Source organism: Microvirgula curvata (genome assembly GCF_054781615.1).
Genome location: NZ_BAAGUB010000003.1, coordinates 17,839 through 42,999 on the forward strand (window position 1 = coordinate 17,839; position 25,161 = coordinate 42,999).

21 protein-coding genes are annotated in these 25,161 nt (G+C 65.8%); 5 read left to right on the plus strand and 16 right to left on the minus strand.

Annotated features, from left to right (window positions below; translation table 11 throughout):
- Positions 1-78 precede the first annotated feature (78 nt).
- From kdpE to kdpF, 6 genes are all read right to left on the minus strand, one after another.
- Entirely contained in the window at positions 79-768 is a 690-nt protein-coding gene (kdpE, locus tag ACYVG8_RS00320; RefSeq protein ID WP_112692114.1) for a two-component system response regulator KdpE, read from the minus strand.
- A complete protein-coding gene (locus tag ACYVG8_RS00325; protein WP_460744881.1) occupies positions 765-3,440 on the minus strand; it encodes a DUF4118 domain-containing protein in 2,676 nt (891 codons plus the stop codon). The genes kdpE and ACYVG8_RS00325 overlap by 4 nt, the downstream gene beginning before the upstream one ends.
- A gap of 76 nt (positions 3,441-3,516) precedes the next feature.
- Positions 3,517-4,158 (minus strand): potassium-transporting ATPase subunit KdpC, encoded by a 642-nt coding sequence (gene kdpC, locus ACYVG8_RS00330; protein ID WP_084299743.1) that lies wholly within the window; start codon positions 4,156-4,158, stop codon positions 3,517-3,519.
- Positions 4,159-4,178: 20 nt separating this feature from the next.
- Positions 4,179-6,242: a potassium-transporting ATPase subunit KdpB gene (gene kdpB / locus ACYVG8_RS00335; protein WP_460744882.1), complete on the minus strand. Its 2,064-nt coding sequence runs from the start codon at positions 6,240-6,242 to the stop codon at positions 4,179-4,181.
- Positions 6,243-6,300: 58 nt separating this feature from the next.
- Entirely contained in the window at positions 6,301-8,079 is a 1,779-nt protein-coding gene (kdpA, locus tag ACYVG8_RS00340) for a potassium-transporting ATPase subunit KdpA (RefSeq protein ID WP_460744883.1), read from the minus strand.
- Entirely contained in the window at positions 8,076-8,168 is a 93-nt protein-coding gene (gene kdpF / locus ACYVG8_RS00345) for a K(+)-transporting ATPase subunit F (RefSeq protein ID WP_084299741.1), read from the minus strand. The genes kdpA and kdpF overlap by 4 nt, the downstream gene beginning before the upstream one ends.
- 365 nt (positions 8,169-8,533) lie before the next feature.
- On the opposite strand from kdpF, the gene ACYVG8_RS00350 reads away from it, so the two are divergent.
- Positions 8,534-10,099, plus strand: a complete 1,566-nt coding sequence (locus tag ACYVG8_RS00350) for a methyl-accepting chemotaxis protein (protein ID WP_028497794.1) — start codon at positions 8,534-8,536, stop codon at positions 10,097-10,099.
- Positions 10,100-10,204: 105 nt separating this feature from the next.
- Here ACYVG8_RS00350 and ACYVG8_RS00355 read toward each other — a convergent pair whose 3' ends face one another.
- The 4 genes from ACYVG8_RS00355 to earP all read right to left on the minus strand — a co-directional run bounded on the left by ACYVG8_RS00355 (position 10,205) and on the right by earP (position 14,189).
- On the minus strand, positions 10,205-11,512 hold the full coding sequence (locus ACYVG8_RS00355; RefSeq protein WP_107889459.1) for a hemolysin family protein: 1,308 nt from the start codon (positions 11,510-11,512) through the stop codon (positions 10,205-10,207).
- A gap of 222 nt (positions 11,513-11,734) precedes the next feature.
- Entirely contained in the window at positions 11,735-12,088 is a 354-nt protein-coding gene (locus ACYVG8_RS00360) for a helix-turn-helix domain-containing protein (RefSeq protein ID WP_308417826.1), read from the minus strand.
- Positions 12,089-12,427: 339 nt separating this feature from the next.
- Positions 12,428-12,988, minus strand: a complete 561-nt coding sequence (gene efp / locus ACYVG8_RS00365; protein WP_028497791.1) for an elongation factor P — start codon at positions 12,986-12,988, stop codon at positions 12,428-12,430.
- A gap of 67 nt (positions 12,989-13,055) precedes the next feature.
- Positions 13,056-14,189 carry an elongation factor P maturation arginine rhamnosyltransferase EarP gene (gene earP, locus ACYVG8_RS00370; RefSeq protein WP_028497790.1) on the minus strand — a complete coding sequence of 378 codons (1,134 nt, stop codon included), beginning with the start codon at positions 14,187-14,189 and terminating at the stop codon, positions 13,056-13,058.
- A gap of 119 nt (positions 14,190-14,308) precedes the next feature.
- Between earP and ACYVG8_RS00375 the strand changes: the two genes are divergently transcribed.
- Positions 14,309-14,761, plus strand: coding sequence for a peroxiredoxin (locus ACYVG8_RS00375; RefSeq protein WP_028497789.1), 453 nt, complete (start codon positions 14,309-14,311; stop codon positions 14,759-14,761).
- A 52-nt stretch (positions 14,762-14,813) separates the two neighbouring features.
- On the opposite strand, the gene leuD is transcribed toward ACYVG8_RS00375, so the two are convergent.
- From leuD to ACYVG8_RS00405, 6 genes are all read right to left on the minus strand, one after another.
- On the minus strand, positions 14,814-15,455 hold the full coding sequence (gene leuD, locus ACYVG8_RS00380) for a 3-isopropylmalate dehydratase small subunit (protein ID WP_028497788.1): 642 nt from the start codon (positions 15,453-15,455) through the stop codon (positions 14,814-14,816).
- Positions 15,452-15,583: an entericidin A/B family lipoprotein gene (locus tag ACYVG8_RS00385; protein WP_084299740.1), complete on the minus strand. Its 132-nt coding sequence runs from the start codon at positions 15,581-15,583 to the stop codon at positions 15,452-15,454. Before ACYVG8_RS00385 ends, leuD begins: the two co-directional genes overlap by 4 nt.
- A gap of 76 nt (positions 15,584-15,659) precedes the next feature.
- Positions 15,660-15,803 carry an entericidin A/B family lipoprotein gene (locus ACYVG8_RS00390; RefSeq protein ID WP_084299739.1) on the minus strand — a complete coding sequence of 48 codons (144 nt, stop codon included), beginning with the start codon at positions 15,801-15,803 and terminating at the stop codon, positions 15,660-15,662.
- An 82-nt stretch (positions 15,804-15,885) separates the two neighbouring features.
- Positions 15,886-17,304, minus strand: a complete 1,419-nt coding sequence (gene leuC / locus ACYVG8_RS00395) for a 3-isopropylmalate dehydratase large subunit (protein WP_460744884.1) — start codon at positions 17,302-17,304, stop codon at positions 15,886-15,888.
- A 114-nt stretch (positions 17,305-17,418) separates the two neighbouring features.
- Complete coding sequence (locus ACYVG8_RS00400; RefSeq protein WP_199489742.1) at positions 17,419-18,327, minus strand: LysR family transcriptional regulator; 909 nt, start codon at positions 18,325-18,327, stop codon at positions 17,419-17,421.
- A gap of 5 nt (positions 18,328-18,332) precedes the next feature.
- Positions 18,333-18,944 carry a TetR/AcrR family transcriptional regulator gene (locus ACYVG8_RS00405; RefSeq protein WP_084299738.1) on the minus strand — a complete coding sequence of 204 codons (612 nt, stop codon included), beginning with the start codon at positions 18,942-18,944 and terminating at the stop codon, positions 18,333-18,335.
- 403 nt (positions 18,945-19,347) lie between these two features.
- Between ACYVG8_RS00405 and ACYVG8_RS00410 the strand changes: the two genes are divergently transcribed.
- Genes ACYVG8_RS00410 through adeC form a run of 3 tightly spaced genes read left to right on the plus strand, consistent with a single transcriptional unit; the run spans position 19,348 to position 25,135 of the window.
- Positions 19,348-20,529, plus strand: a complete 1,182-nt coding sequence (locus ACYVG8_RS00410; protein ID WP_028497784.1) for an efflux RND transporter periplasmic adaptor subunit — start codon at positions 19,348-19,350, stop codon at positions 20,527-20,529.
- 12 nt (positions 20,530-20,541) lie between these two features.
- Positions 20,542-23,691, plus strand: a complete 3,150-nt coding sequence (locus ACYVG8_RS00415; protein WP_028497783.1) for an efflux RND transporter permease subunit — start codon at positions 20,542-20,544, stop codon at positions 23,689-23,691.
- Position 23,692: 1 nt separating this feature from the next.
- Entirely contained in the window at positions 23,693-25,135 is a 1,443-nt protein-coding gene (adeC, locus tag ACYVG8_RS00420; protein ID WP_028497782.1) for an AdeC/AdeK/OprM family multidrug efflux complex outer membrane factor, read from the plus strand.
- Positions 25,136-25,161: the final 26 nt, after the last annotated feature.

Sequence of the window (25,161 nt, forward strand, 5' to 3'; positions counted from 1 at the left end):
GTTTCTGCTGCCTGTGCGCGGTGGTAACGGCACCGGCACCAGAATCCCCATTTCATCCGGGCTGAGGGCTCACGTCCCTCACAGCAACAGCCGGTAGCCGACCCCTGTCTCGGTCAGCAGGTGGCGCGGCTGGGCCGGATCGGCCTCCAGCTTCTGCCGCAGATGGCCCATGTAGATGCGCAGATAGTGCGGCCGGTCGGCGTAGCCGGGGCCCCAGGTATCGAGCAGCAACTGGCGATGGGTCAGCACCCTGCCGTGGGCCTTGATCAGCGTTGCCAGCAGCCGGTATTCGATCTGCGTCAGCCGGACCGGCTCGCCGTTGCGGCTGACCGCGCGCGCGGCGAGGTCGACACTGATATCGCCGAAGCGGCAGATGCTGTCGCCGTCATCGGCCAGACGCGTGCCGCGCCGCAGTTGCGCCCTCACCCGCGCCAGCAGCTCGGGCACGCCGAACGGCTTGACCAGATAGTCGTCCGCACCGGCATCCAGCGCGGCAACCTTGTCCTCTTCCCGTTCGCGCGCCGACAGCACGATGACCGGCACCGCCGACCAGCCGCGCAGGTCGGTCAGCACCTCGATGCCGTCCAGATCGGGCAGGCCGAGGTCGAGCACCACCAGGTCCGGCTGCCGGGTCCCGGCCTCGATCAGGCCACGCTGGCCACCGTCGGCCTCGAACACGACAAAGTGCTCGGCCTCCAGTGCCGCACGCAGAAAGCGGCGGATGGGCGGATCGTCCTCGATGATCAGGATGCGGGGTTCGGTATTCATGCGTCGGACTCGGCTGCGTCAATGTCAGGCGGTGTGGTCAGCGGCAGCGTAAAGCTCAGCCGCGCGCCGCCCCCCGTCAGGGATTCGGCCTGCATCTTACCGCCATGCGCGTCGATGATGCTGCGCGCCAGCGCCAGCCCGAGGCCGGCGCCCGGCGTGGCCGATTCGCGCTCGCCACGGGCAAAGGTATCGAACAGCCGCTCGGGGTCACCGTCCGGCAACCCGGGACCGTCGTCCTCGACGCCAACCACCAGATAGTGACCGTCGACCCGGGCGAACAGCCGGACCCGGCTGCCGGCCGGCGTGTACTTGGCGGCATTGTCGAGCAGGTTGCACAGTACGCGTTCGATCATGACCGCATCGAACTGCACCAGCGGCAGTTCGGCCGGCAGCCGGGTTTCGACCCGGTGGCCGCCGAGGCTGGCCGCACTGGCACGCAGGGCGCTGCCGACCACCTCTTCCACGGCCTGCCATTCGCGGTTCAGGCGGACACCGCCGGCCTGCAGCCGCGCCAGCGCCAGCAGATTGTCGACCAGCGCCGCCAGCCGTTTCGCCTCGTGATGCACGGCACTGGCCAGGCCATCGCGCGTCGCCGCCGGCTGGGCCGGATTGGCCGCGGTTTCCGCCAGCCCGACCAGCGCCGTCAGCGGGGTGCGCAGATCGTGCGACACGCTGGCCAGCAATGCATGGCGCAAACGCTCGGATTCCATTTTCACCAGCACGTCCTGCGCCACTTCCACATAGTGGATCCGTTCGATGGCCAGTGCGATCTGCGCTGCCGACGCTTCCAGCCACTGCACCGTTTCCGGCTCGTCCAGCCGCGCCAGATCGGCCGGGCGCAGGCCGAGCACGCCGCGAATGCGCATCGGCGCTTTCAGCGGCAGGTAGCGCGCCGTGGCGGCCGACAGCGTCCGGGTACCGGCGCCGGCGGCCTGGCCGCTGTCGTAAACCCACTGCGCGACCGCGCTGTCCGGCACCCAGTCGCCGCCCTGCCCGTCGCTGGTCGCCGCCCGTACCCGCTCATGGCTGTCCGGCAGCAGCAGCACGCTGACTGCGCCCAGCGCACTGTCCAGATGCCGGGGCAGGCACTCGACCACCTGGTCCAGCGTCAGTGCCGCCGACAACTCGCGCGCCAGCGCCGCCAGTGCATAGGCGCGCCGTTCGCGCGCCCGGGCCACATCGGCGGCAAAGCGCAACCGCGCCGCCAGCTGGCCAATCCCCAGTGCCACCGCCAGCATCAGCACAAAGGTGAACAGATACTGGCCGTCGGCCACCGTGAACGAAAAGCGCGGCGGCACAAAGAAGAAATCCAGTCCGCCAACGGCCAGCAAGGCGGCCAGTGCACCGGGGCCACGGCCCCAGCGATAGGCGATGCCGACCACCGCCACCAGATAGACCATCACCACGTTGGCAAGGTCGAACACCGTCAGCAGCAAGGCAGTCAGCGCGGTGGTCAGTACGCCGATGGCAACCGTCCACGCATAGCCGCGCCAGTCGGTGCGGCGCGGCTGGCGCGAGCGGATCGGCGCCCGCGGCACATCGAGCGCGATCTGGTGCAGTTCCAGCCCCGGCGCCAGCCGGGCCAGCGATTCGGCCAGCCGGGGGCGCAGGCCGGCCCAGCCCCGGCGCCGGCTGCCGGCACCCAGCACTACGGTGCCGGCATTGTGCCGGCTGGCACATTCCTGCAGCGCGGCCGCGATGTCGTCGCCGGCCAGCGATACGGTTTCGGCGCCGAGTTCGGCCGCCAGTTGCAACGCCGACAGCGCACGGCCGCGCACCTCGGCGCTGGCGCGCGCCAGTTGCGGCGTTTCCACATAGACCGCCAGCCAGTCGGCGCGCAGCGATTCGGCCAGCCGCGCCGTCGCCCGCACCACCTGCTCGCCGCCATCCGGTCCGACACAGGCCAGCAGCCTCGGCACCGCCGGCCACACCGGCCGGATATCGCGGTCAGCGCGCCAGGCACGCATTTCGGCATCGACCCGCGCCGCCGTCCGCCGCAGTGCCAGCTCGCGCAGCGCCAGCAGATTGCCCTTGCGGAAAAAGTGCCCGGCCGCGCGTTCGGCCTGGCCGGCCAGATAGACCTTGCCGGCCTTGAGCCGGTTCAGCAGTTCGTCCGGCGGCAGGTCGCACAGGATGACGTCCTCGGCCGCGTCGAACACCCGGTCCGGCACGGTTTCCGCCACGCGGATGCCGGTGATGCGGCCGACGACGTCGTTCAGGCTTTCCAGATGCTGGACATTGAGCGCGGTATAGACGTCGATGCCGGCGGCCAGCAGCGCTTCGATATCCTGCCAGCGCTTCGGGTGCCGGCTGCCGGCGACGTTGCTGTGGGCGAGTTCGTCGACGATGATCAGCGCCGGCTTTGCCGCCAGCGCCGCATCGAGGTCGAACTCGGCCAGTGTCCGTCCGCGGTACTCGACTGCGCGCGCCGGCAGGATCGGCAACCCGTCGAGCAGCGCGGCGGTCTCGACCCGGCCATGGGTCTCGGCCACGCCGATCAGCACGTTGGCGCCGGCCTGCAGCTGTTCGCGCGCGGCGGACAGCATCGCGTAGGTCTTGCCGACGCCGGCGCAGGCGCCGAAGAAGATTTTCAGCTTGCCACGGGCGGCGCGTTCGCTGTCGCGTGACAGGCTTTCCAGCAGTCGGTCGGGATCGGGACGGGTATCGTTCATCGGCACGGCAGTCTGTGAATGTGAGTCGACCCGTCCCGCGCAGGGCGGGACGGGTGGCGGCGGATCGGGGTAACGCTCAGCGCTTCAGGTCATCCAGCGCCAGGTTCAGCGCCAGCACATTGACGCGCGATTCACCGAACAGCCCCAGTTGCGGGCCCTCGGTCGCATGCACGATCAGCGCCCTGACCTCGCTTTCGGGCAACTGGCGCGCCCGGGCGATGCGACCCGCCTGATACAGCGCCGCTTCCGGCGAGATATGCGGGTCCAGACCGGAGGCCGAGCTGGTGGCCAGGTCGGCCGGCACCGGACCGCGCTGGTCCGGATGCGCGGCGCGCAGCGCGGCAACGCGGGTCGCGACCTGCTCGGCCAGCACCGGGCTGTTCGGCCCCAGGTTGGCCGCGCCGGACGACGCCGCATTATAGGCTTGCGGCCCGGTGGCCGACGGGCGGCCCCAGAAGTAGCGCTCACCGGTGAACGACTGGCCGATCAGCCGCGAGCCGACCACCTTGCCATCGCGGACGATCAGGCTGCCGGCAGCCTGTTCCGGGAACAGCAGCCGGGCCACGCCGGTCACGGCCAGCGGGTACAGCAGGCCAACGATGGCCGACAGCACGACAAACACGGTCAGCGCCGGGCGCAGTACGCCACGCCAGATCGAGTCCTTGCCGCGAGCGGCGGCGTGCGCCGGGTGCGACGGGTTTGCAAGCGATTGGTACATGGAATGTCTCCGGTCGGGGATCAGGCCCAACCCAGCGCATTCAGCGCCAGGTCGATCAGTTTGATGCCGGCAAACGGCACGAGGATGCCGCCGAGGCCGTAGATCAGCAGGTTGCGACGCAGCAGCCGCGCCGCGCCCAGTGCGCGATAGCGCACCCCCTTCAGCGCCAGCGGAATCAGGAACACGATCACGATGGCGTTGAAGATCACCGCCGACAGGATGGCCGAGTTCGGGCTGGTCAGGCCCATGATGTCCAGCCGGCCCAGTTGCGGGTAGGTGACGGCGAAGGCGGCCGGGATGATGGCAAAGTACTTGGCGACGTCGTTGGCCAGACTGAAGGTAGTCAGCGCACCGCGCGTCATCAGCATCTGCTTGCCGATCTCGACAATCTCGATCAGCTTGGTCGGGTTCGAGTCGAGGTCGACCATGTTGCCGGCCTCTTTCGCAGCCTGGGTACCGGTGTTCATCGCCACCGCGACGTCGGCCTGGGCCAGCGCCGGCGCGTCGTTGGTACCGTCGCCGGTCATGGCCACCAGCTTGCCTTCGGACTGGTAGCGGCGGATCAGCGCCAGCTTGTCTTCCGGGCGGGCTTCGGCCAGGAAGTCGTCGACGCCGGCTTCGGCAGCGATGGCAGCAGCGGTCAGCCGGTTGTCACCGGTAATCATCACCGTCTTGATGCCCATGGCGCGCAGTTCGGCAAAGCGCTCCTTGATGCCGCCCTTGACGATGTCCTTGAGTTCGACCACCCCCAGCACGCGAAGCCCGTCGACCACCACCAGCGGCGTGGCGCCACGGCGGGCAACGTCGTCGATGGTGCCGTCCAGCGCCGCCGGCCACTGACCGCCACCGTCAGCCACATGGCGGCGCACCGCGTCAGCAGCCCCCTTGCGGATATGGCGCGAGCCGATGTCGACCCCGCTCATCCGCGTCTGGGCGGTAAACGGCAGGAAGTGGGCATCGCCCAGTGCGCGACCGCGCAGGTCGAAGCGGGTCTTGGCCAGCACGACAATCGAGCGGCCTTCCGGCGTCTCGTCCGACAGCGATGCCAGTTGTGCCGCATCGGCCAGTTCGCGCTCGTCCACGCCCTGCGCCGGCAGGAAGGCGCTGGCCTGGCGGTTGCCGAGGGTGATGGTGCCGGTCTTGTCCAGCAGCAGCACGTCGACGTCACCGGCTGCCTCGACCGCACGGCCGGAAGTGGCGATGACATTGGCCTGCATCATCCGGCTCATGCCGGCGACACCGATGGCGGACAGCAGGCCGCCGATGGTGGTCGGAATCAGGCACACCAGCAGCGCCACCAGCACGGCGATGCCGACCGGACTGCCACTGCCGGCTGCATCGGCGCTGTAGATCGAGAACGGCAGCAGTGTAGTGCAGGCCAGCAGGAACACCAGCGTCAGTGCGGTCAGCAGGATGGTCAGTGCGATCTCGTTCGGGGTTTTCTGCCGACGCGCGCCTTCGACCATGGCGATCATGCGGTCGAGGAAGGCCTCGCCGGGCTTGACCGTGATGCGCACCACCAGCCAGTCGGACAGCACGCGGGTCCCGCCAGTGACAGCGGTGAAGTCACCGCCGGATTCGCGGATCACCGGTGCGGACTCGCCGGTAATGGCGGATTCGTCGACCGACGCCACGCCATCGATCACCTCACCGTCCAGCGGCACAATGTCGCCGGCCTCGATCAGCACGATGTCGCCGCACTGCAGCGAGAAGGCGTCGATCACGCTGACGGTCGAGAGACGGTCGGCAGAGGCCAGCCGCTTGGCGCTGACATTCTTGCGGGCGCCGCGCAGCGCGGCAGCCTGGGCCCGGCCCCGGCCTTCGGCCAGCGCCTCGGCCAGGTTGGCGAACAGCACGGTGAACCACAGCCAGGCGGCGATCGCCAGGGTAAAGCCGGCCGGGGCGTCGGCCACGCCGGCCAGCGCCGCAAAGCCGAGCAGCGAGGTCAGCACGCTGCCGGCCCAGACGACGAACATCACCGGATTTTTCCACTGCGCCCACGGCGACAGCTTCCTGAACGCGTCTTTCAGCGCCGGTCGCAGCAGCGCCGGGTCAAGCAGCGGCAAGGTACGAGTTGTATTCATGATCGTTTCCATGGCCCGCCGGAGCGGGCACAAATGATTTCTGCGGGATGCGCCAGGCTCAGCGGAACAGTTGCAGGTGGTCGACGATCGGCCCCAGCGCCAGCGACGGAATGAAGGTCAGCGCGCCGACCAGCAACACCGTGCCGACCAGCAGGGTGACGAACAGCGGACCATGCGTGGGCAGGCTGCCGGCGGTGGTCGCCAGCTTCGGCTTGGCGGCCAGATGACCGGCAATGGCCAGCACCGGGATGATCACGCCGAAGCGGCCGAACCACATCGCCATGCCCAGCATCACGTTGTAGAACGGGGTATTGGCCGACAGACCGGCAAAGGCCGAACCGTTGTTGTTGGCGGCGGACGTGAACGCGTACAGCACCTCGGAGAAGCCGTGCGCCCCGGTATTCAGCATGCCGGCGCGGCCAGCCTCGACCACCACGGCGATGGCACTGCCGCCCAGCACCAGCGTCGGCGGGATGAGGATGGCCAGCGCCAGCATCTTCATCTCGAAGGCTTCGATCTTCTTGCCCAGGTATTCCGGCGTGCGGCCGATCATCAGCCCGGACACGAACACGGCGACCAGCGCGAACACCAGCATGCCGTAGAAGCCGGAACCGACCCCGCCGTAGATCACCTCGCCCAGCTGCATTTCCAGCATCGGCACCAGACCGCCGAGCGGCATCAGCGCATCGTGCATGGCGTTGACCGCACCGCACGAGGCCGCCGTGGTCACCACGGCGAACAGCATGGTGCCGATCACGCCGAAGCGCATTTCCTTGCCTTCCATATTGCCGAGGCCCGGATCAAGCCCGGCAAGCTGCGGATTCAGCTGGCCCTCGGCCATAAACGCCGCCGCCGCCATCAGCACGAACAGCACCGTCATGGCAGCAAGAATGGCGACACCCTGGCGCCGGTCGCCGATCATCCGGCCGAACACCAGGCACAGCGCGGCCGGGATCAGCAGGATGGCCAGCATCTGGCTGAAGTTGGACAGCGGGGTCGGGTTTTCGTACGGGTGTGCCGAGTTGGCGTTGAAGAAGCCGCCGCCATTGGTGCCGAGCAGCTTGATCGCTTCCTGCGAAGCCACCGGTCCCATCGCCAGCAACTGGGTGGTCGCCTGCTCGGTCTTCATGGCCGGCAGGCCGGCCGCATCGGTCTGCGGCTTGCCGTCGGCATCGACGACCGGCACGCTGTAGCTGACCGTTTCGGTCAGTTGCGCCAGCCGGTAGCTGTCGACGTTCTGGATCACGCCCTGGCCGACCAGGAACAGGGCATACAGGAACGACAGCGGCAGTAGCAGGCCCAGGGTCGCCCGCGACAGGTCGATCCAGATATTGCCGAGGCCGCTGGCCGAACGACGGGCAAAGGCACGCATCAGCACCACGGCGACCACAATGCCGGTCGCGGCGGACAGGAAGTTCTGCACCGCCAGCGCCAGCATCTGCGTCAGGTAGCTCATCGTCGATTCGCCACCATAGCCCTGCCAGTTGGTGTTGGTCACGAACGAGATCGCGGTATTGAATGCCGAATCGGGGGCGACGGCCGCAAAGTCCTGCGGATTGAACGGCAGTCCGCCCTGCACGCGCTGCAGCAGATAGACGGCAATCAGGCCGATCACGTTGAACACCAGCAGTGCACTGGCGTAGCGGCTCCAGTGCATGTCCTGGTCCGCATCGGCGCCGGCCAGCCGGCAGACGCCACGCTCGACGGCATCCAGCCAGCGCCAGCGCGCGGCCAGCCGGCCGTCGAACAGGGCCGCGCAGTAATTCGACAGCGGCCACGCCAGAACCAGCAGCACGGCCAGGAACAGCCCGACCTGCAGGATGGCAGCATGGTTCATGCGACCTCCTCGGCGTTGATCAACGCCCAGACCAGGTAAACCGCCAGGCCCAGCGCCACGGCGCCGGCCATCCAGTAAAGCATGCTCATCGCCGGGTCTCCAGTTTGCGGCAGCCGGACAGCAGACCGGCTACAGCCAGGGCAAACAGCGCACAAAGCGCCAGATAGACGACATCCATTCCGGTCTCCAGATCAGTGGGGGGATTTCGTCATGGATGCTAGGCGCCGGCGTATAAATCCGGCGTCGAGAGCCCGGTCATCCCTGTAAACGGAATGTAAAAAAAGGCGTGCCGGGCCGCGGAGCCCGACGAAAGAAAACGGGGAAAACAGCATTGAAAACAGCCATTTGCAATGAAACATGCCAGGAACATGCCTGCAAAGTCAGCTCTTTGACATAAATAGGTCAACCGTGCCGCTATAATGATTTCGCCCCTTATAAGAAAAAGCCTTCCCGAATGCGCAACAACCAGCCCGTCACCCAGCAAGAACGCAGTTTTCCAGGCGAACAGCGACTGATCTCCAGTACCGACCTGAAAGGCCGCATCACGTATTGCAACGATGCGTTCGTCCATCAGTGCGGGTTCAGCCGTGACGAGCTGATCCGTGCGCCGCACAATCTGATCCGCCACCCCGACGTGCCGGCTGCCGTATTCGGTCACATGTGGGCCGCGCTGAAGCAGGGGCAGCCGTGGATGGGCATCGTCAAGAACCGCTGCAAGAATGGCGATCACTACTGGGTCAACGCCTATGTGACGCCGGTCTATGACGGCGACCAGGTGTCGGGCTACGAATCGGTACGGGTCAAGCCGACCCGTGAGCAGATCGCCCGGGCGGAAAAGCTGTATGCCCGCATCAATGCCGGCAAGTCGGCCACGTCCCGCATCAGCCGCGTGCTGCCGCAGGTGATCGACTGGCTGCCGTACGGCGTCGTGGCCGTACTGGGTGGCGCGGCGGGCGCGCTGTTCGGCCCCGCCGCCGGTCTGGGCGCCGCCGTGGCACTGGCGGTACCGGTCGGTCTGGCCGGACTGCGCTTCCAGCGTCGTGAACTGGCGCGCTTGCTGGAACTGCCGGGACAGGCCCTGTCCGATCCGCTGCTGGCCGCGCTGTACACCGACCGCAGCGGCGTGGTCGCCCAGCTGGAAATGTCCATGCTCAGCCAGGAAGCGCGGCTGCGCACCTGCATGACGCGGCTGGAGGACAGTGCGGTGCAGCTGGCCAGCCAGGCGCAGGAAGCCGATCGCCTGACGCACGGCAGTTCCGACAGCCTGAAGCGCCAGCAGGAGGAAACCGAGCGGATTGCGGTCGCCGTCGGCCAGATGGCCAGTTCGGTGCAGAGCGTCGCCGACGGCGTGCAGAGCACGGCCAACGCCACCCACGAAGCCAATCAGCTGACCCGTCAGGGCCGCGACATGACCACCGAAACCCATGACGCGATCCAGCGTCTGTCGCAGGTGGTCGGCAAGGCCGGCGAGTCGATGGGGCGCCTGGCCCGCGACAGCGAAGAGATCGGCGGGGTGGTCGATGTGATCGAGGGCATTGCCGAACAGACCAATCTGCTGGCACTGAATGCGGCAATCGAGGCCGCGCGCGCCGGGGACCAGGGCCGCGGCTTCGCCGTGGTGGCCGATGAAGTGCGGACGCTGGCCCAGCGTACCGCCCAGTCGACCCAGCAGATTCACGGGCTGATCGCCCGCCTGCAGGGCACGGTCAATGAAGCGGTCGCCACCATGGATACGGCCTGTACCCAGGCCAGCGCCTCGGTGGTGCAGGTCGGTCAGGCCGAGCAGGCACTGGCCGGCATCAGCGACGCCGTCTCCCGCATCAACCAGATGACCCTGCAGATTGCCAGTGCCGCCGATGCGCAAAGTCGCTCGGCCGAGGAGATCAACCTCAATGTCGGCACCATCGCCCGGCTGACCGACGCCACCAATGACGAAGTGCACCGGACCGCGCGCCTGAGCGAAAGCCTGACCCAGACCGCGCTGGACCAGCAGGCGCTGGTGTCACGCTTCAACCGCTAGTCCGGCCCGCGGGAAACCGGCATGAAAAAGCCCCGTGCTGCCATGGCAGCACGGGGCTTTGACTGCGGCGACAGCAGCAGCGCCGGGTTTACGCAGCCCTGCGCTTTATTCGTCGTGCGGGTAAATCCGCAGCAGCACGATGCGCGGGCCATGCATCTTCTTGACCACGGCGTCAAAGTGCTCGAACTCGATCCGTTCCCCTTCGGACGGCACATTGCCGAGCCGGGAGAAAATCAGCCCGCCGACCGTGTCGACCTCTTCGCCCTGGTCCGGCTCGATATCGACCCCCAGCGCGCGTTCCAGGGTAAAGATCGGCAGGCTGCCCTTGCCAAGCAGCGAGCCGTCGTCGAGCCGCGCCCATTCGTTGCGCGCCTGGCGGAACTCGTCGCGGATCTCGCCGACCATCGCGCCGAGCAGGTTGTCCAGCGTCAGATAGCCGAGCGGCTGGCCGTCGTCACTGTCCTCGACGATGGCGAAGTGCGGCGCTCCCTGCTGCAGGCGGCGGAACAGCTCCATGGCCGACAGGTGCGGCGACACCCGCAGTGCCGGACGCAGCAGTTCGCCGAGATCGACGTCGTCATGCTTCTGCATGGCGAACAGCACGTCTTTCAGGTGAATGATGCCCTGCACGTGACCATTGTCATCGAGATACGGGTAGCGGCTGAAACGGTGCTGGGCCGCACGGTCGAGGCTGGTCTGGAAATCGTCTTCGGCACGCAGGCACACCGCCTCGTTGAACGGGCGCATCAGGTCCGACACTTCGAGTTTGCGAAAGTCGAGCGACTGCGCGAGCACGCGCCATTCGTCGCCGGTAAACTGGCCGTCGGCACGCGACGAGCGCAGGATCAGCTTCAGCTCGTCGGCGGAATAGTGGCTGTCATGCCCGGTGTCGCCATCCAGTTTCAGCAGGCTCAGCACCTTGCCGGCGCTGTGATTCAGCAGCCAGATGGCCGGATACATGGCCCAGTAGAACACGTACAGCGGCGGTGCCGTCCACAGGCCGACTTTCTCCGACATGCGGATGGCCAGCGATTTCGGGGCAAGTTCGCCAACGACGATGTGCAGATAGGAAATGGTAAAGAAGGCCACGACAAACGAGATGCCGTGCACCAGTTGCGGCGAGTCAATGCCGGCGGCCTGCAGCAGCGGTTCGAGCAGGCGCGAGAAAGCCGGTTCACCAATCCAGCCCAGACCGAGCGAGGACAGCGTGATGCCGAGCTGGCAGGCTGACAGGTAGGCGTCCAGGTCCTGATGCACCCTGACCAGCAGACGCCCGCGACGCCCGTGCGTCTTGGCCATTGCCTGCACGTGGGTCTGCCGGAGCTTGACCAGGCCGAATTCGGCCGCAACGAAAAACCCGTTCAGCAGAACGAGCAGGAACGCAGCAAAAACGAGTAATAAGTTACTACCCATATCGGGGACACCAGCGGATGTCCCACACCTTTCCGATTGTCAGGAGAGGGCAAATTGTGCACGAATCGCCGCACGCTGTCGCGGAAATGGCATGCTGCGACGCAATGAGCCGGAGCCGGCCCATACCGCCCCCGGCCGGATTTTTTCATCTGCCGGGCATCGCCCCGCCGCGCCAGCAACGGGCACGGAGCCTGCGCATGGCAGCCGGCGGCACGGGCACGGTCAGCCCTTGCGCTTGATCATTTTTGCCAGGCTCGCATACAGCTCCGGATGCTGGTCGCGCAGATAATGGACAATCTTCAGATCATCTTCATTCAGCGCTTCAATATCGACGTGCCGGACGTAGAGCAGGTTCAGCAATATCCGCACCGGTTTCGGAATATAGTAACCACGCTCATAGCGACTGCCGCCACTTTGTGAAATACCCAATGGGCTCCAGAACTGTTTCTGGGTTAATCCGACTCCCTCCCGGATACGAATGACATCGCTGTTATCGAACAATTTGCGCACAAACGGTTTGCGGCTGCCAACCGCCATGACCGACTGGGCCGCGCCGTGGCTGAGCTGATTATCCATATTACCCCCGATAAAAACCGTATTCGCCAGCAAATAACACCTGTCTGGGTGCCAGTATTCCGCGTGACCAGACCGGAGTGACCTTGAGTTCCCTCCGCTGACCAACTAGGCTTAGCCATGCTAAATATTCCGCACGGTCACCAGCAATAGGATTTTTCTCAAATTAAGTGGCGTCATTTCTGATGCCATGGACATGTCAGATAAATCAAGTCGGCAGAAGGCTACAATCAGGGCAATCCCGGTCATATACCGGCCGGAAATGAAAACGCCGCTTTCCGTGAGAAAAGCGGCGTTTCGGCCAGAGATTCAACTGCGGCCCCGGGGGGGCGGTGAGTGAACTCAGGCGCGCTTCTTGAATTCGCCAGTGCGGGTGTCGATTTCGATGAGGTCACCGATTTCGACGAATGCCGCCACCTGAACGATGGTACCGTTCAGCAGACGGGCCGGCTTCAGCACCTTGCCCGACGTGTCGCCGCGAACGGCCGGTTCGGTGTATTCGACTTCGCGCACGACGGTGGTCGGCAGTTCGAGCGAGATCGCGCGGCCATCGTAGAACACCACTTCGCACACGTCTTCCATGCCGTCCTGCAGGTACGGGAGCACGTCACCCATGTTGTCGGCTTCGATCTCGTACTGGTTGTACTCGGTGTCCATGAACACGTACATCGGGTCGGCGAAGTACGAGTAGGTGCACTCCTTCTTGTCGAGGGTGATGACGTCGAACTTTTCGTCTGCCTTGTACACGGCTTCGCTTGCGCTGCCGGTCAGCAGGTTCTTCATCTTCATCTTGACGACGGCGGCATTGCGGCCCGACTTGTTGTACTCGGTTTTTTGCACGACCATCGGCTGGCCGTCGAACATGAACACGTTGCCGGAGCGAAGTTCCTGAGCGGTTTTCATCTAATATCCTGTAACTGACTGTCTGATTGGCGAGCAGCAAAGTGCCCGCGTTTCGGAAAACGCGTGATTATAAAAGACTTTCGCAAAAACGCGCCAGATTGGACGTCAGATCCCCCAGCGCGGCAAGCCGGTCCGCCCAGCGGCGCGCATGTGCGCGAATTTCCGGCAGTACGGCGACATAGGCCTGCCAGGCCTCGCCGATCCCGTCGCCGGCCCCGTTCCAGACCCGATGCATCTGCCGCACCGAAGCCGCCGCCGCCGGGCTCAGGCCCTCGCAATACCGGGTCAGCCACGCGTCCAGTTTGACCAGATGGGCATCGTCCTGCTGCGGGTAGATATGCCACAGCAGGGGCCGGGCCGCCCACTGTGCACGCACGAACGAGTCTTCGCCGCGAATGAAATTGATGTCGCAAGACCATAACAGCGGGTCGTAATCCGGCTGGGCGACAAACGGCAGCACGCTGAGGGCCAGCGCGCCTCGGCGCAGTGTTTCGCCACGGGTCAGCGGCCGTCCGGCCCAGCCGGCGACCGAATCGAGCACGCGCCCTTCCGGCACCAGCACGTGCACGGCGCATTCGCCAGAGGCCAGCGCGTCCAGCCAGGCCGGCAGCGCCGGGTTCTCGTAGGCGAACAGCGAGACGGTCAATGCGCCCTCGTCGATGCTCAGGCCGGCCTCGTGCCGGAACGCGGCCTGCGCGACCGGATCAGCCACGAAGGCATCGCGCTGCGCAGACAGCGCACGCTCGGCCAGCAGTCCGCCACTGCGCGGGGTGAAGCCGGGAAAGAAGAAATGCTTGCGCAGCGGCGGCTGCGGCGAGGCCATGCCGTGGCAATCGTCGATCCAGCTCTCCGCCGACAGGTATTCGAGATTGATCCACACCGGCGGTGGCGACGCAGCCGCCATGGCCTGACGAAACCGGGGCGGAATCTCGCAGGCGAAGGCCTCGACCACCACCCGGTGCGGCACGACCTCGTCCCAGTGTGCGGACCAGTGGCGCACGTCGACACCATCCCGTGTCTGTGCGGTCAGCGTCGGGTCGATCTGTGGCGCAATGCGGGCGAAGCTGTGCAGGTCGTCGACCCACAGCCGCACCGGCTCGCACCGTTCGGCGGCCAGTTGCCGGGCCAGCCGCCAGCACACGCCGATATCGCCGTAATTGTCGATGACGGTGCAGAAGATATCCCAGGAAAGCACGGGCATGGGGAGAGGCCTGCGGAGGAAAAGCGGCATGCTCTCACAAGCGGCGGGCGGCGCGAAGACTGGAAGCGGCGGCGCCATTCGCTACACTATGCAGACTGAAGACCCAGCCGGAGAAGTTCATGAGCGCCACGCCCTGCCCCGATTTCACCCTGCCGTCCACTGGCGACGACAGCTTCACGCTGTCCAGCGCGCCAAAGCCGCTGGTGCTGTATTTTTATCCGAAGGACAACACGCCCGGCTGCAGCAACGAGGCCGCCGCCTTCCGTGACCTGTACCCGGCCTTCCGCGCTGCCGGCGCCGAGGTGGTCGGCATTTCGCGCGACAGCCTGAAATCGCACGAGAATTTCCGCGCCAGATTCGAGCTGCCGTTCGCGCTGCTGTCCGACAGCGACGAAACCGTCTGCACGCTGTTTGACGTGATCAAGATGAAGAACATGTACGGCAAGCAGGTGCGCGGCATCGAGCGCAGCACCTTCCTGATCGGCCGGGATGGCGCGATCGCCGCCGAGTGGCGCAAGGTCAAGGTACCCGGCCACGCCGAGCAGGTGCTGGAAGCGGTAAAAGCGCTGTAAGTGCACCGGCGGGATCGGGGCAGACCCCGGTCCCGCCGGAAAGATCAGGCGCTTACGACGCGAACAGCCACGGCTGCGACTGCTTGCGCGCGTCCTCGAATGCGTGGATCTCGTCCGCGTGCTGCAGGGTCAGGCCGATTTCATCCAGTCCGTTCAGCAGGCAGTGCTTGCGGTGCTCGGTGATGTCGAACGGGAACGACTCGCCGGACGGCGTGGTCACCACCTGGGCGGCCAGATCGACCACCAGCCGGTAGCCTTCGCTGGCCTCGCACTCGCGGAACAGCTGGTCGACGACCGCTTCCGGCAGCACGATCGGCAGCAGGCCGTTCTTGAAGCTGTTGTTGAAGAAGATGTCGGCAAAGCCCGGCGCGATAACGGCACGGAAGCCATAGTCGTCCAGCGCCCACGGCGCGTGCTCGCGCGAACTGCCGCAGCCGAAATTCTGCCGTGCCAGCAGCACCTGCGCACCACGGTAGCGCGGGAAGTTCAGCACGAAATCGGGATTCTGCGGCCGCTTGCTGTTGTCCATGCCCGGTTCGCCATGGTCGAGATAGCGCCATTCGTCGAACAGGTTCGGGCCAAAGCCCGAGCGCTGGATCGATTTCAGGAACTGCTTCGGAATGATGGCGTCGGTATCGACGTTGGCGCGGTCGAGCGGACAGGCGAGTCCGTCGAGTCGGGTAAAGGCTTTCATTTGGCTACTCTCTCAATGGCGCGACCGCCGGCACTGATGTCGCGGCCGACCCCTTGCACGGTGTTGCAGCCGGCCAGAACGCCGGCCAGAAGAACAACAAGTACGCTCAGCTTTGTCATGTTTTTCATCTATCGATCAGCAGTCCGGGACCGACCCGCAGGCCCCGGACTGCCGCCCCCTTCAGTCAATGTGCGGCAGGTGTCGCTACATTTTTTCTTTGACGTCCTCGGCAGAATTCGACATGCCCTGCCCGGCAGCCTTGACGTCCTTGCCCATGCCGGACACGGTGTTGCACGCGGACAACCCGATGGCGGCCAGCGCCGCTACAGCCACTAACAACAGCTTCATGTCACGCTCCTTGAGGTGCTGCCATCACCCGATGGCCACCCTAAGCATAGCGCGTGAATCCGCCGTGCCGGACCGTGCGGCATCAGCCCGCGGTACGCAGGTCGACGAAATGGCCGGCGACGGCAGCGGCGGCGGCCATGGCCGGACTGACCAGATGGGTACGCCCGCCCTGCCCCTGCCGCCCTTCGAAATTGCGGTTCGAGGTCGATGCGCAGCGCTCGCCCGGCTCCAGCCGGTCGGCGTTCATCGCCAGGCACATCGAGCAGCCCGGCTCGCGCCACTCGAAGCCGGCAGCGCGGAACACCTGGTCCAGCCCCTCGGCCTCGGCCTGCGCCTTGACGTTGCCGGACCCCGGCACCACCATCGCCAGCCGGACCGAATCGGCCTTGTGCTTGCCGGCCACGACCGCGGCCGCTTCACGCAGGTCCTCGATGCGCGAGTTGGTACAGCTGCCGATGAATACCTTGTCGATGGCGATGTCGGTGATCGGCGTATTCGCTTCCAGTCCCATATAGCTGAGGGCGCGGATCATGCCGTCGCGGCGGACCGGATCGGTCTCGCGCGCCGGATCCGGCACCCGGCCGGTGACGTCGGTCACCATTTCCGGCGACGTGCCCCAGGTCACTTGCGGCGCGATGGCGGCGGCATCCAGCCCGACCACGTGGTCGAACTGCGCACCGTCGTCGGACACCAGCGTGCGCCAGTTGGCGACGGCGGCTTCCCATTGCGCGTCGGTCGGCGCAAACGGGCGTCCCTTCACGTAATCGATGGTGGTCTGGTCGACGGCGACCAGGCCGGAGCGCGCACCGGCCTCGATGGCCATATTGCACAGCGTCATCCGCCCTTCCATCGACAGTCCGCGAATCGCGTCACCGGCGAATTCGATCGCGTAGCCGGTACCGCCGGCCGTGCCGATATGACCGATGATGGCCAGGGCGATGTCCTTGGCGGTCACGCCGGGCTGCAGCTTGCCGTCGACGCGAACCAGCATGTTCTTCGATTTTTTCGCCGTCAGGCACTGGGTCGCCATCACGTGCTCGACTTCGGACGTACCAATGCCATGGGCCAGCGCGGCAAAGGCGCCATGGGTCGAGGTGTGCGAGTCACCACAGACCACGGTCATGCCCGGCAGCGTCGCGCCCTGTTCCGGACCGACGACGTGGACGATGCCCTGGTTGCGGTCCATGAACGGGAAGTAGGCCAGCGCACCGGTGGCACGCACATTGGCATCCAGCGTCTCGACCTGCAGCCGCGAGATCGGGTCCTTGATCCCGGCGATGCCTTCCTCCCAGTGGTCGGTCGGCGTGTTGTGGTCGGCGGTGGCGACAATGGAAGAGATGCGCCACGGCTTGCGACCGGCAATCTTCAGCCCCTCGAACGCCTGCGGGCTGGTGACTTCATGCACCAGGTGGCGGTCGATATACAGCAGGGCGGTGCCGTCGGCATCGGTGCGCACGACATGGCTCTGCCAGAGTTTGTCGTAAAGGGTGAGTGCGGCCATGGTGAACCTTCCGGTAAGGAGATGGCGGGAGAATATGCAGCGATTATGCACGCCCGCCGTCCTCATCGGCACTGAAATCGGACGACGCAGACATCGCAGATGGCGATGGCTGGATCAGGCGCTTTCGCCGCTGGCGGCCAGGTGGCCGAACAGGCGTTCGGCGGCCGGCGACAGGGAGGCGCCTGCCTTGCGGCACAGGTACAGATGGTGGGTGGCCCACGGTTCGTCCAGCGTCAGCGCCGCCAGCCCGAGCGGCACCAGATACGGCGAGATGGCGGCGCGCGGCACCACGCCGACCCCCAGCCCGGCCGACACCATCGCGCAGACAGCATCGAAACTGCCGACCTGGATGCGCAGCGGCAGGTCACGGCCGATATCGCCGGCGGCCAGCAGCAGCCGGCCATGCAGCGTACTGCCGGCTTTCAGCCCGACCATCGGATAGTCGAGTGCCGCGGCAAAGCGCAGCCGCGTCTGCCGGGTCAGCGGATGGCCGGGCGGCGCCAGCAGCACCAGTTCGTCGCTGCGGCACAGCGTCAGTTCCAGCCCGTCGTGGCGCAGCAGTTCGCTGACGACACCGAGGTCGGCCACGCCTTCGGTCACCGCCTGGGCGATGCGGGCCGACACGTGCTCTTCCAGATCGACGCGGATGCCGGGCCACTGCCGGTCGAAGCTGGCCAGCACCGGTGGCAGGAATTCGACGATGGACGAGATATTGGCGAACAGCCGCACATGGCCGCTGAGCCCGGCGCCATAGCTGGCAATCTCGCGCTCGACCCGGCCGGCTTCTTCCAGCAGGCCGCGCGAGCGCACCAGCAGCGCCAGCCCGGCCGCAGTCGGCCGCACGCCACGATTGTGCCGCTCGAGCAGTGCGGTACCGAAGGCGGCTTCAAGGTCGGACAGCCGCTTGCTGGCGGCACTCGGCACGATATGGCAGCGCTCGGCGGCGCGGGCGATGCTGCCGCTGTCGGCGGCGGCGATAAACAGCTCAAGGTCCCGCCAGTCAAAACCGATGCGCGTGGGCATGGCGGTCAGGCGCTGAGCAGGTACTGCATGACCATCTTCAGGCTGCGCATGATGGCTTCCTTGTCGAAGTCGTCATTGCGTACCGAGCGGATGATCAGCCCGTCGAAAATGGCGCTGATGATTTCCACCCGCCCGTTCAGTTCCCGCTCATCCTGAACCCAGCCGGTCTGCAGCGCATTGCGCAGCATGTTGCGGAAGCGGGCGCGAACGATGGCATCGGCCTCCGACACCATGGCCGAGACCTTCGGATTGCGCGAGGCCTCGCTGAGGATTTCCAGCCACAGCCCGGCCTCGTACGGGTCGATCGACATTTCGACGCCCTCGTCGACACAGTCGAGCAGATGGCGGAATACGTCCTCGGCGGCCTCGAAGGCGGCGATCTTTTCCAGCATGTCGGCCAGGTCACGCTGGACGATGGCGGCAATGATCGCCTCCTTGTTGGCAAAGTAATGGTAGATGTGGCCAACGCTCATCCCCGCTTCTCTGGCGATGCCCGCCATGCCCGCGCCATGAAAGCCATGCTGCCTGAAACAGTCGGCTGCGGCCTTGATGACCTGTTCCCGCCGACTGTCCGCACAGCACGGCGAACCCGCCGCGTGCATTTCCTTGCCTGCCATTCCTCTGTCTCCCGAACATGTTGTACTTGACGCGTGACCGCATTGTAGTGGCAATGCGCCACCACAGGTAAAAAACTAGAATGAACGTTCACTCTAGCGCCAGAAACGGTGCTAGACTGCGCGTCCACCCACTAGTGGAATCGCCATGTCGTGCGATTCAGTCGCAATTAACTCGAACGGCCTGCGCTGCGCGACTCATCGCGCAGGCGCCCGCCATTCCTCTTTTGCCGCGCAGATCCGTGGCAGGGGCCACAGGCCCTCCCCTTGTTGTAGCAAGCGCCGCCCTGGCGAGCAGCCGGCCACCGCGACGCGGTCGTATGAAGCATCAGACAGCAGCCAAAAATAACAATCGCCAATGCCCGCTTGCGCTCATTGGCCAGCTTTCATTCCAGAGAGGTTCCACATGCAGATCAATCGAACTGTCGCGCAGTTGACTGCCGCCGGCATCCTGCTCTCCGGCAGCATCCTGCTGACCGGCTGCGGCAAGAAGGACGCCCCTCCGCCCCCGGGGCCGCAGGAAGTGTCCGTGGTCTCGGTCGTGTCGCAGCAACTGGCCATGACGACCGAATTGCCGGGTCGCACCTCATCGTTCCAGATTGCCGAAGTCCGCCCGCAAGTCGGCGGCATTATCCAGAAGCGCCTGTTCCGCGAAGGCGCCGACGTCAAGGCTGGCCAGCCGCTGTACCAGATTGATCCGGCCACCTATCGCGCCGCCTACGACAGTGCCCGCGCCACGCTGGCCAAGGCCGACGCCAATCTGACCACCGCGCGGCTGAAGGCCGAACGCTACCGCGAGCTGGTGTCGATCAATGCCGTCAGCAAGCAGGAATACGACGACGCCGACGCCGCCTTCAAGCAGGCCGCCGCCGACGTGGCCGGCGCCAGGGCTGCCGTGGAAAGCGCGCGCATCAACCTCGACTACACCCGCGTGAGTTCGCCGATCTCCGGCCGCATCGGCAAGTCGACGGTGACGCCGGGCGCCCTGGTGACGCAGAACCAGGCCGATGCGCTGACCACGGTCCAGCAGATCGACCCGATCTATGTCGACGTGACCCAGTCGAGCACCGAAGTGCTGCGCCTGCGCCGCGAACTGGAAAGCGGCAAGCTGGCCCGCGCCGGCAACGGCGGCGCCCGGGTCAAGCTGCGGCTGGAAGATGGCAGCGACTATGCGCATGAAGGCCGGCTGGAGTTCTCCGACATCACTGTCGACCAGGGCACCGGCGCCATCACCATCCGCGCGGTATTCCCGAACCCGGAACGCAATCTGCTGCCGGGCATGTATGTCCGCGCCGTGCTGGAAGAAGGGGTCAATGACCAGGCGATCCTGGTTCCGCAACAGGGTGTGACCCGCAATCACAAGGGCGAAGCCACCGCACTGGTGGTCGGTCAGGACAACAAGGTCGCCGAGCGCGTGCTGAACGTGTCGCGCACCATCGGCGACAAGTGGCTGGTAAACAGCGGCCTGAAGCAGGGTGACCGGGTCATCGTCGAAGGGCTGCAGAAAGTGCACCCGGGCGCGGTGGTCAAGCCTGTCCCGGCCAAGCCGGCCAAACCCGCCCCGCAAGCCGCGGCCGCCAAGCCGTAAGAGGATTCATTCATGGCCAAGTTTTTCATTGACCGGCCGATTTTCGCCTGGGTCATCGCCCTCGTCATCATGCTGGCGGGCGCCCTGTCGATTCTGAAGTTGCCGGTTTCACAGTACCCGAGCATTGCGCCGCCGTCGGTCACGATCAGCGCCAACTACCCGGGTGCCTCGGCCCAGACGCTGCAGGATACGGTCACCCAGGTGATCGAACAGCAGATGAAGGGGATTGACCACCTGACCTATATGTCCTCGACCAGCGATTCGAGCGGCTCGGCCAGCATCACCCTGACATTCGATGCCGGCACCGATCCCGATATCGCCCAGGTCCAGGTGCAGAACAAGCTGTCGCTGGCGACGCCGCTGCTACCGCAGGAAGTCCAGCGTCAGGGCATTTCCGTGTCCAAGAGCTCGTCGAGCTTCCTGATGGTGCTCGGCTTCGTGTCCGAAGACGGCAGCATGAGCGGCAGTGACCTGACCGACTATGTGGTCGCCAACCTCCGTGATCCGATCAGCCGGGTCAACGGGGTCGGTACCGTGCAGGTGTTCGGTTCGCAGTATGCGATGCGCGTCTGGCTGGACCCGAACCGGCTCGACAAGTTCAGGCTGACACCGAGCGACATCGCCACGGCGATCACCGCGCAGAACGCGCAGATCTCCGCCGGCCAGCTCGGCGGCACGCCGTCGATTCCGGGCCAGCAGATCAACGCCACCATTACTGCGCAGACCCGGCTGCAGACGGCCGAGCAGTTCGAGCAGATCCTGCTGCGGGTGCAGCCTGACGGCTCCAAGGTATTGCTGAAGGATGTCGCCCGGGTCGAGATCGGCAGCGAAAGCTACGATACCGTCGCGCGCTTCAACGGCAAGCCGGCGGCCGGCGTGGGCATCCAGCTCGCGACCGGTGCCAATGCGCTGGACACGGCATCGGCCCTCGAAGCCAAGCTGGCCGAACTGCAGCCGTACTTCCCGGCCGGCACCAAGGTCGTGATCCCGTACGACACCACGCCGTTCGTGAAAGTGTCGATCCATGAGGTGATCAAGACGCTGGGCGAAGCCATCGTGCTGGTGTTCCTGGTCATGTACCTGTTCCTGCAGAACTGGCGCGCGACGCTGATTCCGACCATCGCCGTGCCGGTGGTGCTGCTGGGCACCTTCGGCGTGCTGGCGGCGGCCGGATTCTCGATCAACATGCTGACCATGTTCGCCATGGTGCTCGCCATCGGTCTGCTGGTCGACGATGCGATCGTGGTGGTGGAAAACGTCGAGCGGGTGATGAGCGAGGATGGCCTGTCGCCACGCGAGGCAACCCGCAAGTCGATGGGACAGATCACCGGCGCCCTGGTCGGCATCGCCCTGGTGCTGTCGGCCGTGTTCGTGCCGATGGCGTTCTTCGGCGGCTCGACCGGCGTGATCTATCGCCAGTTCTCGATCACCATCGTTTCGGCCATGGTGCTGTCGGTGCTGGTGGCCATGATCCTGACCCCGGCCCTGTGCGCGACGCTGCTGAAACCGGTCCAGAAGGGCCACCACATCGTCGATACCGGCTTCTTCGGCTGGTTCAACCGGGTGTTCGACACCGGCACCCAGCGCTATCAGTCCGGCGTGCGCGGCATTCTCGGCCGCAGCAAGCGTTTCATGCTGATCTACGGTGTGATCATCGCCGTGATGGCGCTGATGTTCATGCGCCTGCCGACCTCGTTCCTGCCAGACGAGGACCAGGGCATCCTGTTCAGCCAGATCCAGCTGCCGGCCGGTGCCACCCAGGAACGTACCCTGGAGGTCATCAAGCAGGTCGAACAGCACTTCATGGTCAAGGAAAAGGACGCGGTCTCGTCAGTGTTCGCCGTCGCCGGCTTCAGCTTCAGCGGCAATGGCCAGAACAACGCGATCGCCTTCGTCAGCCTGAAGGACTGGGACCAGCGTGACGGCAAGACCCAGAGCGTGAAGGCTCTGGCCGGGCGCGCGATGGGTGCGTTCTCGCAGATCAAGGACGCGATGGTGTTCGCCTTCGCCCCGCCGGCCGTGGTCGAGCTGGGCAATGCGACCGGCTTCGACCTGCAACTGCAGGATCGCGGCGGCCTCGGTCACGACAAGCTGATGGAAGCGCGCAACCAGTTGCTCGGCATGGCGGCGAAGAGCCCGGCGCTGGCAGGGGTGCGTCCGAACGGTCAGGAAGATACGCCGCAGCTGCGCATCAACATTGACCAGCAGAAGGCCACCGCGCAGGGGCTGAGCATCGCCGCGATCAACGACACCCTGTCGTCGGCCTGGGGCGGCGCCTACGTCAACGACTTTATCGACCGCGGCCGGGTGAAGAAGGTCTATCTGCAGGCCGATGCCCCGTACCGCATGGTGCCGGAAGACCTGAACAAGTGGTTCGTGCGCAATACCCAGGGCGACATGGTGCCGTTCTCGTCCTTCGCCACCGCAAGCTGGGAATACGGTTCCCCGCGTCTGGAACGCTATAACGGCGTGCCGTCGCTGGAAATCCTCGGCGAACCGGCGCCGGGCAAGAGCTCGGGCGAGGCGATGCAGGAAGTCGAGGACATGATCGCCAAGCTGCCCCCGGGCATCGGCTACGAGTGGACCGGTCTGTCGTTCCAGGAACGCATGACCGGCTCGCAGGCACCGGCGCTGTACGCGATCTCGCTGCTGGTGGTGTTCCTGTGCCTGGCCGCACTGTACGAAAGCTGGTCGATTCCGTTCGCGGTGATGCTGTCCGTGCCGCTCGGCGTGGTCGGTGCGGTGGTTGCCACCAGCGTGACCGGGCTGTCCAACGACGTGTACTTCAAGGTCGGTCTGCTGACCACGATCGGTCTGGCGGCGAAAAACGCCATTCTGATTGTCGAGTTCGCCAAGGAGCTGTACGAAGGCGGCATGGGCCTGATAGACGCCACGCTGGAAGCGGTGCGGATGCGTCTGCGCCCGATCCTGATGACCTCGCTGGCCTTCACGCTTGGCGTGCTGCCGCTGGCAATCAATAACGGTGCCGGTTCCGGCGCGCAGAACGCGATCGGTACCGGCGTGGTCGGCGGCATGATTTCCGCCACCGTACTGGTGATCTTCCTGGTTCCGCTGTTCTTCGTGCTGGTCCGCCATCTGGCCGACCGCAAGCGCACGGCCGCGACGGCAACCGAAGCTACCCCATCCCAAGAGGGTCAATGACATGAAGTACGCCCCCCTCTCCGCACTGGCCGCCGCGCTGCTGCTCAGCGGTTGCATCAGCATGGCGCCGACCTACCACCGGCCGGCCGAGCCGGTGGATGCGGCCTGGCCGCAAGGCCCGGCCTACCCGAAGGAGGCGTCGCCGGCCGACGCCACCCCGGCGGCCGATATCGGCTGGCGCGATTTCTTCGTCGATGAGCGGCTCAAGCGCCTGATCGCGCTGGCGCTGGACAACAACCGCGACCTGCGCGTCGCCGCGCTGAACATCGAGAAGGCGCGTGCGCAGTACCAGATCCAGCGCGCGGACCTGTTCCCGTCGATCAACGCCCAGGGCGCCGGCACCGGCCAGCGCACGCCGGGCAGCCTGAGCACCACCGGCCAGGCGCTGACCACGCGTCAGTATTCCGCCGGACTGGGCTTCAGCGCCTATGAGCTGGACCTGTTCGGCCGGCTGACCAGCCTGAAGAACCAGGCGCTCGAGCAGTACTTCGCCACCGAAGCGGCGCGCAACAGCGCACAGATCAGCCTGGTGGCGGAAGTCGCCAATGCGTGGCTGACCCTGTCGGCTGACCGTGAACGACTGCGGGTCGCCGCTGACACGCTGAAAAGCCAGCAGTCGTCGTACACGCTGATCCAGCGTCGCTTCGAGCTCGGCTCGGCCTCGGCGCTGGACCTGCGTCAGGCGCAGACCAGTGTCGATTCGGCCCGGGTCGATATCGCCGGCTTCACCGCTCAGGTCGCCCAGGACGAGAACGCACTGGCACTGCTGGTCGGCATGCCGGTCCCGCAGGATCTGCTGCCGGTCGAATCGGTCGAACGCGTCGCGGCGGTCACCGACATTCCGGCCGGCCTGCCCTCGACGGTACTGGTCCGGCGTCCGGACGTGCTGCAGGCCGAGTACCAGCTGAAAGCGGCCAATGCCAATATCGGCGCGGCCCGCGCGGCGTTCTTCCCGAGCATCACGCTGACGGCATCCGGCGGTACGGCCAGCAACACCCTGTCCGGCCTGTTCAAGGCCGGATCGGGCGCCTGGTCGTTTGCCCCGCAGATCAATCTGCCGATCTTCTCCGGGGGCCGCAACCTGGCCAATCTGGACGTGGCAAAGACCGAAGAGAAGATCGCCGTCGCCCAGTACGAGAAAGCGATCCAGAGCGCGTTCCGCGAGGTCGCCGATGCGCTGGCCCAGCGCGGCACGGTCAATGATCAGCTCGACGCCCAGTCGTCGCTGGTCACGGCCACGGCCGATGCCTACCGCCTGTCGGGCGCCCGCTACGACAAGGGGGTCGACAGCTATCTGAACGTGCTGGACTCGCAGCGCTCGCTGTACAGCGCCCGTCAGGGCCTGATCACCGTGCGCCTCGCGCAGCTGGCCAACCAGGTCACGCTGTACAAGGTGCTCGGCGGCGGGCTCGGTGAAACCACGAAAGTGGCCGCCAAACCCTGAAACGGTCAGCCATCTGCAGAAAAACG

Coding starts and splice junctions, on each gene's coding strand:
- ACYVG8_RS00350 (WP_028497794.1), top strand. CDS start 8,534: ATGCGCAACAACCAGCCCGTCACCCAGCAAGAACGCAGTTTTCCAGGC.
- ACYVG8_RS00360 (WP_308417826.1), bottom strand. CDS start 12,088: ATGGATAATCAGCTCAGCCACGGCGCGGCCCAGTCGGTCATGGCGGTT.
- leuD (WP_028497788.1), bottom strand. CDS start 15,455: ATGAAAGCCTTTACCCGACTCGACGGACTCGCCTGTCCGCTCGACCGC.
- leuC (WP_460744884.1), bottom strand. CDS start 17,304: ATGGCCGCACTCACCCTTTACGACAAACTCTGGCAGAGCCATGTCGTG.
- efp (WP_028497791.1), bottom strand. CDS start 12,988: ATGAAAACCGCTCAGGAACTTCGCTCCGGCAACGTGTTCATGTTCGAC.
- kdpA (WP_460744883.1), bottom strand. CDS start 8,079: ATGAACCATGCTGCCATCCTGCAGGTCGGGCTGTTCCTGGCCGTGCTG.
- ACYVG8_RS00410 (WP_028497784.1), top strand. CDS start 19,348: ATGCAGATCAATCGAACTGTCGCGCAGTTGACTGCCGCCGGCATCCTG.
- ACYVG8_RS00325 (WP_460744881.1), bottom strand. CDS start 3,440: ATGAACGATACCCGTCCCGATCCCGACCGACTGCTGGAAAGCCTGTCA.
- kdpE (WP_112692114.1), bottom strand. CDS start 768: ATGAATACCGAACCCCGCATCCTGATCATCGAGGACGATCCGCCCATC.
- ACYVG8_RS00400 (WP_199489742.1), bottom strand. CDS start 18,327: ATGCCCACGCGCATCGGTTTTGACTGGCGGGACCTTGAGCTGTTTATC.
- ACYVG8_RS00405 (WP_084299738.1), bottom strand. CDS start 18,944: ATGGCAGGCAAGGAAATGCACGCGGCGGGTTCGCCGTGCTGTGCGGAC.
- ACYVG8_RS00390 (WP_084299739.1), bottom strand. CDS start 15,803: ATGAAGCTGTTGTTAGTGGCTGTAGCGGCGCTGGCCGCCATCGGGTTG.
- ACYVG8_RS00415 (WP_028497783.1), top strand. CDS start 20,542: ATGGCCAAGTTTTTCATTGACCGGCCGATTTTCGCCTGGGTCATCGCC.
- kdpB (WP_460744882.1), bottom strand. CDS start 6,242: ATGAATACAACTCGTACCTTGCCGCTGCTTGACCCGGCGCTGCTGCGA.
- ACYVG8_RS00385 (WP_084299740.1), bottom strand. CDS start 15,583: ATGAAAAACATGACAAAGCTGAGCGTACTTGTTGTTCTTCTGGCCGGC.
- ACYVG8_RS00375 (WP_028497789.1), top strand. CDS start 14,309: ATGAGCGCCACGCCCTGCCCCGATTTCACCCTGCCGTCCACTGGCGAC.
- kdpF (WP_084299741.1), bottom strand. CDS start 8,168: ATGAGCATGCTTTACTGGATGGCCGGCGCCGTGGCGCTGGGCCTGGCG.
- kdpC (WP_084299743.1), bottom strand. CDS start 4,158: ATGTACCAATCGCTTGCAAACCCGTCGCACCCGGCGCACGCCGCCGCT.
- earP (WP_028497790.1), bottom strand. CDS start 14,189: ATGCCCGTGCTTTCCTGGGATATCTTCTGCACCGTCATCGACAATTAC.
- adeC (WP_028497782.1), top strand. CDS start 23,693: ATGAAGTACGCCCCCCTCTCCGCACTGGCCGCCGCGCTGCTGCTCAGC.
- ACYVG8_RS00355 (WP_107889459.1), bottom strand. CDS start 11,512: ATGGGTAGTAACTTATTACTCGTTTTTGCTGCGTTCCTGCTCGTTCTG.